At 49.1% G+C, this 12,468-nt stretch carries 14 protein-coding genes; 3 read left to right on the forward strand and 11 right to left on the reverse strand.

All coding sequences use genetic code 11. From position 1 onward, the window contains the following. Positions 1–42 precede the first annotated feature (42 nt). Both GQE98_RS07075 and GQE98_RS07080 read left to right on the forward strand, forming a co-directional pair. Positions 43–1,146: a glycosyltransferase family 2 protein gene (locus tag GQE98_RS07075; RefSeq protein WP_161314981.1), complete on the forward strand. Its 1,104-nt coding sequence runs from the start codon at positions 43–45 to the stop codon at positions 1,144–1,146. Continuing rightward, positions 1,043–1,774 (forward strand): DUF6817 domain-containing protein, encoded by a 732-nt coding sequence (locus tag GQE98_RS07080; RefSeq protein WP_161314982.1) that lies wholly within the window; start codon positions 1,043–1,045, stop codon positions 1,772–1,774. The genes GQE98_RS07075 and GQE98_RS07080 overlap by 104 nt, the downstream gene beginning before the upstream one ends. 14 nt (positions 1,775–1,788) lie before the next feature. On the opposite strand, the gene arsB is transcribed toward GQE98_RS07080, so the two are convergent. The 3 genes from arsB to GQE98_RS07095 form a co-directional block, all read right to left on the reverse strand. Then, the gene (gene arsB / locus GQE98_RS07085) at positions 1,789–2,838 is read right to left on the reverse strand and encodes an ACR3 family arsenite efflux transporter (RefSeq protein ID WP_161316215.1); all 1,050 of its coding nucleotides are present in this window, start codon (positions 2,836–2,838) and stop codon (positions 1,789–1,791) included. 86 nt (positions 2,839–2,924) lie between these two features. Beyond that, positions 2,925–3,437, reverse strand: a complete 513-nt coding sequence (locus GQE98_RS07090; RefSeq protein WP_161314983.1) for an arsenate reductase ArsC — start codon at positions 3,435–3,437, stop codon at positions 2,925–2,927. Between the two features lie 15 nt (positions 3,438–3,452). Next, the gene (locus GQE98_RS07095) at positions 3,453–3,782 is read right to left on the reverse strand and encodes an ArsR/SmtB family transcription factor (protein ID WP_161314984.1); all 330 of its coding nucleotides are present in this window, start codon (positions 3,780–3,782) and stop codon (positions 3,453–3,455) included. A gap of 220 nt (positions 3,783–4,002) precedes the next feature. Here GQE98_RS07095 and GQE98_RS07100 point away from each other — a divergent pair, with 220 nt between their 5' ends. After that, positions 4,003–4,680, forward strand: a complete 678-nt coding sequence (locus tag GQE98_RS07100; RefSeq protein WP_161314985.1) for a 5-formyltetrahydrofolate cyclo-ligase — start codon at positions 4,003–4,005, stop codon at positions 4,678–4,680. 203 nt (positions 4,681–4,883) lie between these two features. On the opposite strand, the gene GQE98_RS07105 is transcribed toward GQE98_RS07100, so the two are convergent. The 8 genes from GQE98_RS07105 to GQE98_RS07140 all read right to left on the reverse strand — a co-directional run bounded on the left by GQE98_RS07105 (position 4,884) and on the right by GQE98_RS07140 (position 12,401). Beyond that, the gene (locus tag GQE98_RS07105; protein ID WP_161314986.1) at positions 4,884–6,074 is read right to left on the reverse strand and encodes a M24 family metallopeptidase; all 1,191 of its coding nucleotides are present in this window, start codon (positions 6,072–6,074) and stop codon (positions 4,884–4,886) included. 50 nt (positions 6,075–6,124) lie between these two features. Next, on the reverse strand, positions 6,125–6,991 hold the full coding sequence (locus GQE98_RS07110; protein ID WP_161314987.1) for an ABC transporter permease: 867 nt from the start codon (positions 6,989–6,991) through the stop codon (positions 6,125–6,127). Between the two features lie 16 nt (positions 6,992–7,007). After that, positions 7,008–8,057, reverse strand: a complete 1,050-nt coding sequence (locus GQE98_RS07115) for an extracellular solute-binding protein (RefSeq protein WP_161314988.1) — start codon at positions 8,055–8,057, stop codon at positions 7,008–7,010. Between the two features lie 44 nt (positions 8,058–8,101). After that, positions 8,102–9,175, reverse strand: coding sequence for an ABC transporter ATP-binding protein (locus GQE98_RS07120; RefSeq protein ID WP_161314989.1), 1,074 nt, complete (start codon positions 9,173–9,175; stop codon positions 8,102–8,104). Continuing rightward, positions 9,176–9,976, reverse strand: a complete 801-nt coding sequence (locus GQE98_RS07125; RefSeq protein WP_202526142.1) for an ABC transporter permease subunit — start codon at positions 9,974–9,976, stop codon at positions 9,176–9,178. A gap of 165 nt (positions 9,977–10,141) precedes the next feature. Beyond that, positions 10,142–10,537: a hypothetical protein gene (locus GQE98_RS07130; RefSeq protein WP_161314990.1), complete on the reverse strand. Its 396-nt coding sequence runs from the start codon at positions 10,535–10,537 to the stop codon at positions 10,142–10,144. 50 nt (positions 10,538–10,587) lie between these two features. Beyond that, complete coding sequence (locus GQE98_RS07135; RefSeq protein ID WP_161314991.1) at positions 10,588–11,868, reverse strand: TRAP transporter large permease; 1,281 nt, start codon at positions 11,866–11,868, stop codon at positions 10,588–10,590. A gap of 11 nt (positions 11,869–11,879) precedes the next feature. Next, entirely contained in the window at positions 11,880–12,401 is a 522-nt protein-coding gene (locus GQE98_RS07140; protein ID WP_161314992.1) for a TRAP transporter small permease, read from the reverse strand. Positions 12,402–12,468 lie beyond the last annotated feature (67 nt).

Genomic DNA, 12,468 nt, shown 5'->3' on the forward strand with positions numbered 1-12,468 from the left:
TTAAAGATGGTCAGTTCGATAAAGACTAGGAATAGGCAATAAATGAAATTGGATGTAACAATCGGGATTTCTATCCGGGAAACATTTTCTCGGACAATTCCGTCGCTTAAATCCATTCTGGCTAACACTCCGGAAAACCTGCCGATTATATTCATCTCCAGCGGATTGCCTGCCGATATCCTGAAAGAGGTTGAGAAGCTGAGCAAGCGCCACCCAATTCAGGTCATTCACGCGGATTGCTACCTGAGCCCAAATCAGGCTAGAAACTTAATCATTCAGGAAGCTAAAACCAAATATATAGCCTTTGTCGACAATGATGTGGAGGTGGACAAGAACTGGCTGGAGCCATTGGTACGTTGCGCAGAAGACGAGGGGGCTGATATTGTTTCCCCGCTCATTTTCGAACGTTTTCCGCTATGGAAATACATTCATATTGCAGGCGGCGAGGCAGAGATCAAAGAGCCTGGCAACGGTGTTCGGGTTTGCCACGAATTGCATCGGTTCTCGAAGCAGGATATCGCGAAACTTCCGGAAAATCTGGATCGTGGCCCGACGGAACTCTTTGAGTTTCACGTCGTCCTCATAAACCGGGATTTTCTATTGAAAACTGGTATGTTGGATGAAAAACTTCTTTCCGTTTCTGAACATTGGGATGTGTGCATTCAAGCGCAAGAGATGGGCTCCAAGATCTTCTTTGAGCCTGCTTCACGGGTGAGCTACATACCACCATTCAAACCCACGGAAGAGGATATCCGTCTGTTTAACCTACGCTGGTGCGATGATTGGGTGAATGGTTCCATTCGGCGACTGGAAGAAAAACACAATCTGACTCCGGATCAAGGAAATCTGAAAGCTGTGAAGGGATTTGTCAAAGCTCACCGCTTACATAAATATGTAAGGACCCGTCAATTCCTTGCGACTATATTTGGTGCAAAGGTCGCTAGTGTTTTCATTAACAGAATTGTCATGCGCATTGATCCCGTTTTGGTAAATTATGCAATCCGAAAGGACTTGGCGAAATGGCAGGATTATACCCTAGCTCATGAAAGAAGCAGAGATTTTACCAATCTCCCAGACGAACGTGCAACTCATACACCAACTGCGCACACAGGGCATACCACGGAGCCAGCTGGAAAGGCTCAGTGACGCCTGCGACTTTATGGGGGAATTGACGGCAGGCGGCTATCGGGCAACCGGGCGTCCGTTTTATAATCACCTCATTGGCGTTGCCAGCATTACCGCCATGGAAACCCACGAAATCGATCTGATTATTGCGGCGCTGTTGCACTCAATTTATGAACTTGGCCGTTTTCCCGGATGGCTTTTGCCGCCCCGGCTCAAAGCCCGACGCGAACTTGTTGCTAATCGTATCGGTAACCTCACAGAGACCATCATCTATCGCTATCATACGGCAGATTGGCAATATTACCTCAATGCCGAAAATATTCCTTCGCTGTCCCCGGAAGAGAAAAATATTCTCTTGTTAAAGCTTGCTGACATGCTCGAAGATTTCATCGAGGAGACAGGGCCGATCGCCACTCAAAAAGACGCCCTGTGGCCGCTCTCTAAATTAGATGATCCAATTAGTCATATTATTCGTATAAGCGATGGAATTAACACAGAAAATATCACATCATATTTTAAGTATATGGCTCGTCAGCCCGCTGACAAACTGATTGAGCGGACCGCGTCCATGACGTATTTTCACGCACCCATGAGATTAATATTACCCTATCGTATCAAGGCCGCGCTGCGTCGCCTGCGGCGGCCATAGGGTCCTGCAAAAGATTATTTTTCCGGGCGGGAAAATAGATTTTGCGTCCGGTTAGCAAAAGCGACAAGGGACAGCATGACCGGCACTTCGACCAGAACCCCAACAACGGTCGCCAAGGCGGCACCTGAATTCAAGCCAAACAAGCTGATAGCGACCGCCACAGCGAGCTCGAAAAAATTTGACGTTCCGATCAGCGCGCAAGGGGCCGCGACATTAAACGGCACACGCCAAGCCCAGGCGGCACCATAGGCGAAGGCAAAAATACCGTAGGACTGAATGATCAGCGGCACAGCGATGAGCCCGATCAGCAAGGGTCGCTCCAATATGACCTGCCCCTGAAAACCAAAAAGGAGTACGACTGTCGCCAGCAGACCCAAGACCGAGAAGGGTTTTACTTTTGCAGTAAAACTCTCGATGCGTTGTTCGGCATTCGGCGCCTGATCTGAATTCGTCAAAAAATGACGTGTTATGGCACCTGCGAGAAGGGGGCAGACCACATATAAACCGACGGAGAGAACTAGGGTTTGCCAAGGAACGACAATATCCGTGATGCCAAGCAAGAAGGCAACAATAGGGGCAAAGGCAAAAATCATAATCACGTCATTGACGGATACCTGCACCAGAGTATAGGTGGCATCGCCCTTCGTCAGTTGGGACCAGACAAAGACCATTGCCGTACAAGGCGCCGCGCCAAGCAGGATCAACCCGGCAATATAGCTTTGCGCATCCTTTGGAGCGATCAGGTCGGCGAAGACATACTCAAAGAACAGCACCCCAAGCGCGGCCATGGTAAAGGGTTTGATAAGCCAATTCACAACAATTGTCAGGATTAAACCCTTCGGGCGATCCCCAATATGTTTAAGACTTGCAAAATCTACCCCGACCATCATCGGATAAACCATCGCCCAGATCAGGATCGCGACGATAAAGTTTACAGAGGCATACTCAATTGCCGCGATGCCTTCAAACAGGCTCGGGAACAGGTTTCCCAGCGTTACGCCAGTAATAATACAGAGAGCTACCCAAACGGAGAGCCACTTTTCAAAAAAGCCAATCCCAGCCATGGCAGGCCTGGCTTGGTCAAGCGGGCCTTTCAATCTTTCTTCAGTCACAAATAATTTCCCTGAAATTAATAGGTTGCATGTACTATTTAAGAATTTACTGTATCGCGCTGCGATCCGATATTATCGAGATAATTTTGCAGGCTCATTCTATCGAGGCTCGCAATTGGCAGACTGGTAAATAGGGAAATTCTCGTACTTAACATTCTATAGGTATCCATCATGGCAAGATTAATCTCTGCTTCTGTCCCTCTTGCCTTTGATGGATCAGGGACACCCCAATGGGCCGTCATGGGTTGACCCGGCCAGATCGGGCAAACCTCTCCTGCGGCATTGTCACAAACGGTAAAAACAAAATCCATTTTGGGCGCGTCCGTGCCGCTGAATTCGTCCCAGGATTTGGACCGAGCCAAACTCGTATCAAAATTAAGTTTTTTCAGTAATTCTATTGCGCGGGGATTAACTTTCCCTGATGGAAAGGAGCCAGCCGAATAAGCCTTGAAATTTTCCTGGCCGACATTATTCATCACGGTTTCCGCAATGATCGATCGGGTGGAATTTTCAGTGCATAAAAACAGGACGTTGTAGATCGCTTTGGTCATTATATCTACTCTGTTTCAAGAACAATTGATTTCATCAAAGACACCTTCGCAAATCTCTGGGCGACCGTTACAGCAGTCGTCCATCAGGAAGGCAAGCAGCCCGCGCATCGCATCAAAATCTGCGAAATAGCGAACCGTTCTTCCCTGACGTTCATTCCGGATCAACCCCGCATTCACCAAGATAGAAAGATTAGTCGACATTGTGTTCTGCCGAACATTCAGTTTTTCGCCGATCTCCCCGGCTGGCATTCCCTCAAAACCGGCCTTGACCAGCAGACGAAATACATCAAGGCGTGTTTTTTGGCTCAGGGCGGCGAGGGCGCGTAATGTTTTATTTTCATCCATATATCTTGAATACTAGATGTGTTTAGCGTTGGCAAGAGAAATTAATCCACTCAACAACTATCGCCATCAGATGACAGATCCCCTCTGTGTAGATCTTACGCAAACGCCCCTTTATCAGCACCCCTCAGTTAAGAGGTTTTCATTGCCTGAATATTTGATTTTCATAAAGCAACTATATATTGAATTGTATGTGTCAACTTTTTGCAATGGAGGGCAGAGCATGGCAGATGATGAAAGTATAAAGTTGGGTTTTGCTTCGCCCCCTTGCTACGCGCATGAACTGGAACTCTATGACAATGGATATATGGGCATCGACCCGCAGGCTGCCCTTGATGTTGCGCGCTGGCGAAAAGCCAAACGCAATGAGCTGATTTCTGCCCGGCTGACTCTTTCGGTAAAAGAACGCCGGGCACTCGCTGATGACATCGCGCAGGAGCTGGACCGGATTATCACGCCGACGAAGGGCACAATTATCAGCATGTACTGGCCAATGAAGGGCGAACTCGACCTTCGCAGATGGATGAAGGAAAAGGTGGCGGCTGGAAGCCGCATTGCCCTTCCAGTTGTGACGGTAAAGGCGCAGCCGATGATTTTCCGCGAATGGAAGCCCGGGATCGATATGGAACCAGGTATCTGGCAAATTCCCGTTCCCGCCAATACAGACGAAGTGACGCCGGATGTCGTAATTGCCCCGCTGGTGGGATATGATGCGGAATGTTTTCGACTAGGATACGGCGGCGGATATTTCGACCGGACACTGGCAACACTCAATCCACGCCCTCAAGTTATTGGGATCGGCTATGAAAATAGCCATTTATCAACAATTTTTCCGCAACCTCATGACATTCCTATGGACCTGATCATAACAGGAAAGGGCGAGATCATTAGCCGAGAGTAATACAACGCTTTTACGATGAATTGATTTGAAAATTCCGGAAACTGCAGCTTAAAAAAAGCCGGAAGAGAAATACATCCCCTTCCGGTCGAGTATGGCGACAACTACGGGCAACAATGAGAAAACCCCATGCTTATCGCCGAAGCAAGCAGGCTGGGAGACAACCCCTTGCAAGAAAATAGATCCGCAAAAATTGCTGAGCCGTTTTAGTTGATCGTCTGGCTATTCAGGTCTTTTGGTGCGTTCGTGAGAACTCTCGGGCCGTTTTCACTGATGACAACAGAATCATCAAAACGGAAGCCCCCGACTCCGGGAAGATATATACCTGGCTCCGCAGAGTAGACTTCATTGACCATTAAGGGGCGATTGTTAAAGGCCATATCTTCCGGGAACTCATGGCCAATCAGCCCCATACCGTGTCCGGTCCGGTGCATGATATTTTCTGCGAAGCCATGTTCAGTGAAGATCCTGCGTGGTTCCTCATCAACCGAACTCACAGGATTTCCAGCAACTAATTGATCAATTGCCGCCTGATTGGCAAGTCTGGCAGCCTCAAACGCACGCTTTTGCAAATCGCTTGGTTGGCCACAGAAATAAGTTCGCTCATTTTCTATGGTGACACCGTTAAGGCGCGGAATAAGGATATTGACGATGCCGTCTCCTTTGGCTATCCGGGCACCGGCCTGACCCGTATCCCCGTGCGGGGAGGAAGAGGAGGGACCACTTAAAGTGAAGAAACGCAGCTCGAAGTTTTCGCCGGGAAAGCGGTTGGCGGCCTCTTCAAAGGTTTTTGTCGCAATCGAGTAATCAAGTTCATGGACCAAACGCCCCGGCCGGATCCCCTCGCGATAGTGATCCTGCATCCAGTCGCTTAATTCACCCATATCCTGCATAATCTGAATTTCCTCATCATGTTTTATCCAACGCAATGAACGAAACTCAGGCGCGAGTGTTTTAACGTGAAGGCCCGGATGTGATTCCTGAACCTTTGTAAGCCAGCCCGCGCCCGTATCAATACCGACAGTGCCCGAAGACAGACCGAGTTCACCGATCTTGTCGGTCAGCTGTTCCAGAAAATTCTTTGCATTCCTCCTGTCCGCCTGCCCTAGGGGAAACTCGCAATAATAATTAACATCCGCCGTCCACAGGCTGCCCCGATCCCTGGCAAATCCGATATGATGAGTGGAGAGAGCGTTAAGGATAGCAACGGGTTCGCCCTCGCGGGGGATGATAAGTGCGATTGGTCGTTCCCATGTCAGGACATCGACATGGAAATTCGAGAAAAACTGGAAGAAATCTGCCCCAAGAATAACAACACCTGCAAGGCCGTTATCATCCATCATCCTGTCCAGTTTCGCGCGCCGGTAATCATATACGGCCGGGGATAAAAAACTCATCTTCTTACCTTTCTTCTTTCATGTCGCGTTCGTCCGCGAAGTTGCGAGGATTAAGCCGCGAGCGCCTTGAGGCGCCGACGGAAATACAAGCTGGAAATTAAAGTTGCGAGAATGGTTGCAACTGTCAGGATAAAGGCGAGCGCCGCCCCAAAAGGCCAGTTGGAGGTCGCCGCGATCTGGTCATAGAGTGCGGGCGCCATCATCGCGAAGCTCGGTCCGCCTAAAAGAACCGGTGTGGAATATGCATTCATGCAAAGAATGAAGACAAGAATGCAACCTGTTGCAATACCTGGTAATGAGAGTGGAAGAATAATTCTCCGAAATGCGGTAAATGACGAGGCGCCAAGATTTTTTGCCGCCTCTGTCAGGGAAAAATCAATACTCTCCAAAACACCTTGCAAGGTCAGGATCATGAAGGGGAGGATGACACAGAGGATGCCAACGAACACGGAAAATGTCGTGTACATCATATTGATCGGCTCATCGATGACCCCGAGATACATCAAGGAGACATTAATGAACCCTTTGGCGCCAAACAGGGTCATCCAACCCGCAGCCCGCACGACATTCCCCACCAGCAGAGGAAAAATCGTCAGAATAATAAACAGGCTTTTGAACCGCGAAGTCGTCGTTGCAAGAAAAAGCGCGACCGGATATCCGAGCAATAAACTGGCTAGGGTGCATTCTAGCGACATAGTCAATGTTGTAACCATTACTTTTTGAAAATAGGGCTCGCTGAAAAATCGGCCGTAATTTTCAAGAGTAAAGGCCTCGATCATCAATTGTGTCGGGTCATAGACATTAAAACTGTACCTGAGCAGAATTAAAGTTGGAATGACCAGGGCGACAAGGATGATAACCGTTGCCGGCATCAGCATTGTTGACGCAGTCAGGGTCAGGCTATTTGAGTTAGACATCTGATCGCGCTTCTATTTAGGCTGCTTTAAAAGTCTGGTTCCACCACTCAAGCATTCTGGGACCTTGCTCAGCGTTGTAGCCATAATTCGTCTTGAAGAAATTCTCCCGATCACTGTCATTGAAGCCAATCGTCTCCAATAACTCCTTCGGCAGGTCCGCGCCCTTGACTGTGGGGATGTAACCCATTTTCTCGGCAAACCCAGCCTGCGCCTTCGGATCGAGCATGGCGTTTAAAAAGACAGCCGCAGCCTCCGGATTAGAGGCATTGCGCGTCATAGCTGCCTCAAAGATTACAGGCATGGCGCCTTCAGACGGAACGGCGAACGCAAGCGGCAACCCGAGCTTTTTCCACTGGTAGGCCCGTGCGCGCCACATCAGCGTGACGCCGATTTCACCGCTCTTGAATGCGTTGGCAACGGATTCGTTTGAAGGAAGTATTTGCGCGCCGGCATTCTTCAACTCAAGGAGGGGTTCATAGCCTGGGTCAAAATTTTCATTCGACCCGCCATGGGCGAGGGCGGATGCGATAATGGCCTGCACATACAATGCATTGGCAAGGCCGATTTTTCCTTCATATTCCTTGTTCCAAAGATCCTTATAGGATTTCGGTTCCGTCACCATATCCTTGTTATAGACAATCACGAGAGCGCTATAGATATGCGGAATGGAATATCCGGTTTCAAACTGCGGAAAAACATTGACCACCGCAGGAACTTCCTTGGGCGTTAGTTGCGCAAGATACCCATTTTGGTTCATCAGATTCATGTCAGCATTGCCAAAGCTGACAATATCCAGTGAATTTCTTGGACGGTTTGCCTGGGCAATAACTTTCGTCTTGCGGGCGCTGGTACTGCCGGTGTCAAAAACTACACCCACACCATCAGCGGCCATGGAAATCGGCTGAACGATATCACCTAAAAGCCGTGAATAGTCACCGCCCCAGGTTGCCATCACAGATTCCTTGCCGGCGGCCCAAGCAGGTAAAGCAGGTGAAAATGCAGCTCCTGCGGATAACGCGGCGGCGCCTTTTACAAAGTTACGTCTTCCTATGTCAAACTTGGTCATGTTTTTTCCTCCTGTAAAATTTTGGTAGTTTGTATTCATCAGCTTCAAACCTCTCCCTGGTCGATGATGAGATGTGCGGAATTGGTCGCCCAACCGGCAATGACCGATGATCCTATATCTGCCTTGAAGATATTTTCCGGTCGGTTCTGCATCTGGACGGTAATCAGATCGTCCTCAGTCAATCGGACCTCAACTTCCGTAAGGGAACCGAGATAAGTGATCCGCTCGACCTTTCCTTCAAAGCTATTCGTAAATGACGAGGCATCAGGCCCTAGGCGAATGCTTTCGGGTCGAACGCTTAACAGGGACGCGTCACCAAGCGCAGCATCTGTGCCGGGACATTTCAGTTTCAGGCCACTCTGGGTATCGAAGCCGTCCTTCTGACTGTGCCACCCATTAAAGAAATTTGATTTACCAAGAAAGTTGGCGACAAAGCGAGAATTGGGGCGGTTATAAACATCGCTGCCGCTTCCCGTCTGGATAATCCGGCCTGCCTTCATTACAACCAGCCGGTCGGCGAGCATGAGCGCCTCCTTCTGGTCATGGGTAACGAAGACAGAAGTCAACCCAAGCCGCTGCTGCAATGCCCGGATTTCGTTACCTACACTTTGCCGAAGAACAGCATCAAGGTTTGAAAGAGGTTCATCGAGCAGAAACACATCCGGACGAATAACGAGTGCGCGAGCAATGGCGACCCGTTGGCGCTGTCCGCCCGACATCTGCTTCGGATAACGGTCTTCAAATCCATCGAGATGAACAAGAGAAAGAGCTTCTTTGACGAGCCTATGCCGCTCCGCCTTTGCGATTTTACGCATTTCTAGGCCGAACCCGACATTTTCACCAACCGTCATATGCGGGAAGAGGGCATAGCTCTGAAATATCATGCCGGTATTACGATGGTTCGGCGGCACATTCGTCACATCCCGATCGCCGATACGGATGGTACCCTTGGTCGCGCTGATAAATCCGGCAATCATGCGTAGCAATGTGGTTTTCCCGCAACCACTTGGCCCCAGCAAGGCTATCAATTCCGGTCCTTCAACGGTTAGTGATAGATTGTCGATCGCCTTAACCGATCCAAAATGCTTGCTTACATTCTCTATTTGGAGTGTGGCCATTTATACAATCCTGCTTAACTTGAAGAATCTATCGGTGATGAGGAGCAATGCGGCGATGACGACAACCTGTACTGTGCTGACAGCGGCAATTGTCGGATCCATATTGAATTCCAGATACTGCATCTGCGCGATGGGGAGTGTTGTCCGTCCCGGGCTGACAATCAGGAGCGACAGTTCCAGGTTTTCAAACGAAATAATAAAGCTGAAAAGGGCTGCCGCGACGATGCCGCCGCGCATCAAGGGGAGGGAGATCCGGAAAAAGACTGTCCGGCTCGTCGCACCAAGATTACGGGCCGCCTCTTCAACAGATTGGTCCATGCCAAGCAAATTGGCCCCGATCAGACGAACCGCCCAAGGCAACACCAGCATTACATGAGCGATTATCAGACCCACGTTGCTTGAAATCGGGTCAAAGGCGAGCGTATCGGCAATGGCAATAAAGAAAATATAAAGGGCAATGCCCAGTACTATGTTCGGAATAATGAGCGGGGAGAGTAGGAGCCCATTTAGCGCATCGCGGCCCCAAAACTGATGCCGAACCAGTATAATCGCCGCTAATGCACCGCAGAACACTGATATGGTGGACGATATGGCCGCGACAATCAGGCTTGTCATAAAGCCATTTAAGAACACAGGTGTCCGAACAGCCTCCGCAAACCATTTCAGCGTATAGCCTGGTGGCGGAAAGGTCAGAAAGGCGCTGTCGAAGAAGGCCACCCAGACAATAAAAATGACCGGGATTACCAGAAACGCCATTACAGTAGCTATAAATAATGATGCAAACAGTTTTGCCAACGTCACGCTTTCTCCCGTTAAGAGGTATTCTCCCTCTAATTGTTTGTGTGGTCATAGCCTTTTAATTTACAAACAAATATGTTTGTTTGTTATATGAATGGATAAAATTTCTGTCAAGGTGTAATTAATAAACACAATGTGTATCTATTCCAACGGTCGACAACCTGTTAGTTAAGGCATTGGAAATACGTAATTTTTAAAACTTAAAAATAAACCCGCCAGACCGACAATCATGCCAAAGGTATTAATCATTACCGCCAGAATGCCTACGCGGAGAGAGGCATAATTTTCCAGATTCTTATCGATCAGTATTGCTGTCCCATGACGGATAACGCCGCCAGGAAGGATGCGTAAAATAAGCAATATCCAACCGATACGATAGATCCAGCCCCCGGCGAGGGAATAGGATGCCGTGATCAGAAGAACCGACAGCATCGTGAATATACCTTTAACGGGATCAGTTGCGGTGAACGCCTTTTTGCCCTGCGCCACCGCCCGCCAACTTACCATATTGAAAAGCAGCCCGGCGATCGCATAAGCGATCTGACAGTACAGTAAACCGGTCATATTTTGGTACCTCTGTTATATTACCTGTCAAAGCGTCAAATGCGGGTCCGTTACCCAAAGGCCAAGTTTGGTAACCAGAGGCATAACGAGGGAAAAAGGGCAATCAGGAAAATGACCGCCAGAATTGCAAAGTAGAAAGGCCAGATAGATCGCATGAAGTCGGGCAGGGAGACCCTGGCAATAGCCATCACGACATAAAGCGTAATACCCACCGGCGGAGTAATACCACCAATCATCATCGTCATGATAAAGACAATACCAAGGTGAATAGGATCAATCCCGACATTCGTTGCTATGGTCAGAAAAATTGGGCCAAAAACTATCAAGATAGGAATACCTTCCATCACCATGCCGAGCACGAGGACCGAGGCAATGATAACCAGGAACACGCCAAATTGCGTACTGACCCAGTTACTGACAAGTTCACTGAAGGCCTGTGGAATATTCGCGGTTGAAACAATCCAGGTAAAAATGGCTGCCGAGGCGATAATGAAGAGTGTCGCCGAGGTCGCGCGCGCCGCTTCTGCTGTGGCGTCGATGATATGTTCCAGTCTAAATTTCAGTAAGAATACGCCAATAACCAACACATAAAGTACGGCAACAACGCCTGCTTCGGTTGGCGTGAAGATCCCGCTCATAATTCCGGCCACAAGGATAATCGGCGCCAGAATAGGCAGGATCGCGCCATAGAATGTCGTTACAACTTCCTTGAACGTCGCCCGTGGAAGAACAGGACAATGCTCCCGATTTGTCTTCGCGAGAAAATAAATCAATAACATCATCGAGCCGGCCATAAGAAGGCCCGGCACAATGCCCGCAACGAACAGTCGGCCGAGAGAAACTTCAGTCACGAAGGCATAGATTACCATGATAATCGACGGGGGAATAATGGGCCCGATCAACGCCGAAGCAGCGGTAATAGCGGCGCTAAAGCGGTCGCGATAACCAGCCTGGCGCATCGCCTTAATCTCGACAGTGCCAAGGCCACCTGCATCGGCAATGATTGAACCCGACATGCCTGCAAAAATTACAGACGCAAAAACATTCACATGACCAAGTCCACCGGGAATATGACGGACTACCGCTCCGGCGAAGGCAAAAATCCGATCGGTTATTCCCATGGTGTTCATCAGGAAACCCGCCAGCAAGAAAAGCGGCACGGCCAGCAGCGAAAATGAGTCGACGCCACCAGCGACTTTCTGGGCAAGGAGCTTGAGTGAGATATCCGCACCAACAAGATAAATTGCGGCGACAATCAACATGGCAAACGCGATGGGAATCCGGATCAGGATCAAAATCAAAAACAGCCCAAGAATAATCAAAAGCGACATTGTCCTACCCTTTATTCGGATGCTGATGTGGCGGTAATATTGTCCTCTTCCCGCTTGCCGGTAAGTGAATTGAGACAATGCTCAATCGCGAACAGGATGATGAGCGCACAGCCAATCATAAGGGGCAGGAAATGCATGACAAAACGCGATAGTTCCATGGTGCCAAGCTTTAGTTTTAACGCTCTTGGCATCAACTCCAGGGCTTGTGAAGCCAGAATGACCAATATGGTAACAACAGCGATTTGCCCGATAACATCCAGACTGCGGGATAAAACTGAATTGTTGTCTTTCCCGGCAACCAGTTCCACGGCTATATGGCTTCTTTTCCGGTATATCCATCCTGCGCCGATAAATGTTAGCCAGGTGAGGGAAACAAGACTTATTTCGTCTGTATAGGAAAGCGGAGTATTCAGGGCGTAACGAAAAAATATTTGGCAGGCCATGGCAACAACGATACAGGCCATTAAAGCCAGACAGGCGAACCCGGCAGCCTTTTCAAGCACTTTGCATATAGTACCATACAGTCTCAGCATGATTGAACGCTCCCCCTAAATGACGCAGGAATTCCGGCCCCTTCCGCACTTGGAACCGATGGTCCAG

The sequence above is a fragment of the Sneathiella litorea genome (genome assembly GCF_009882915.1).
Taxonomy (GTDB): domain Bacteria; phylum Pseudomonadota; class Alphaproteobacteria; order Sneathiellales; family Sneathiellaceae; genus Sneathiella; species Sneathiella litorea.

Coding starts and splice junctions, on each gene's coding strand:
- GQE98_RS07075 (WP_161314981.1), top strand. CDS start 43: ATGAAATTGGATGTAACAATCGGGATTTCTATCCGGGAAACATTTTCT.
- GQE98_RS07080 (WP_161314982.1), top strand. CDS start 1,043: ATGAAAGAAGCAGAGATTTTACCAATCTCCCAGACGAACGTGCAACTC.
- arsB (WP_161316215.1), bottom strand. CDS start 2,838: ATGGCTGGGATTGGCTTTTTTGAAAAGTGGCTCTCCGTTTGGGTAGCT.
- GQE98_RS07090 (WP_161314983.1), bottom strand. CDS start 3,437: ATGACCAAAGCGATCTACAACGTCCTGTTTTTATGCACTGAAAATTCC.
- GQE98_RS07095 (WP_161314984.1), bottom strand. CDS start 3,782: ATGGATGAAAATAAAACATTACGCGCCCTCGCCGCCCTGAGCCAAAAA.
- GQE98_RS07100 (WP_161314985.1), top strand. CDS start 4,003: ATGGCAGATGATGAAAGTATAAAGTTGGGTTTTGCTTCGCCCCCTTGC.
- GQE98_RS07105 (WP_161314986.1), bottom strand. CDS start 6,074: ATGAGTTTTTTATCCCCGGCCGTATATGATTACCGGCGCGCGAAACTG.
- GQE98_RS07110 (WP_161314987.1), bottom strand. CDS start 6,991: ATGTCTAACTCAAATAGCCTGACCCTGACTGCGTCAACAATGCTGATG.
- GQE98_RS07115 (WP_161314988.1), bottom strand. CDS start 8,057: ATGACCAAGTTTGACATAGGAAGACGTAACTTTGTAAAAGGCGCCGCC.
- GQE98_RS07120 (WP_161314989.1), bottom strand. CDS start 9,175: ATGGCCACACTCCAAATAGAGAATGTAAGCAAGCATTTTGGATCGGTT.
- GQE98_RS07130 (WP_161314990.1), bottom strand. CDS start 10,537: ATGACCGGTTTACTGTACTGTCAGATCGCTTATGCGATCGCCGGGCTG.
- GQE98_RS07135 (WP_161314991.1), bottom strand. CDS start 11,868: ATGTCGCTTTTGATTATTCTTGGGCTGTTTTTGATTTTGATCCTGATC.
- GQE98_RS07140 (WP_161314992.1), bottom strand. CDS start 12,401: ATGCTGAGACTGTATGGTACTATATGCAAAGTGCTTGAAAAGGCTGCC.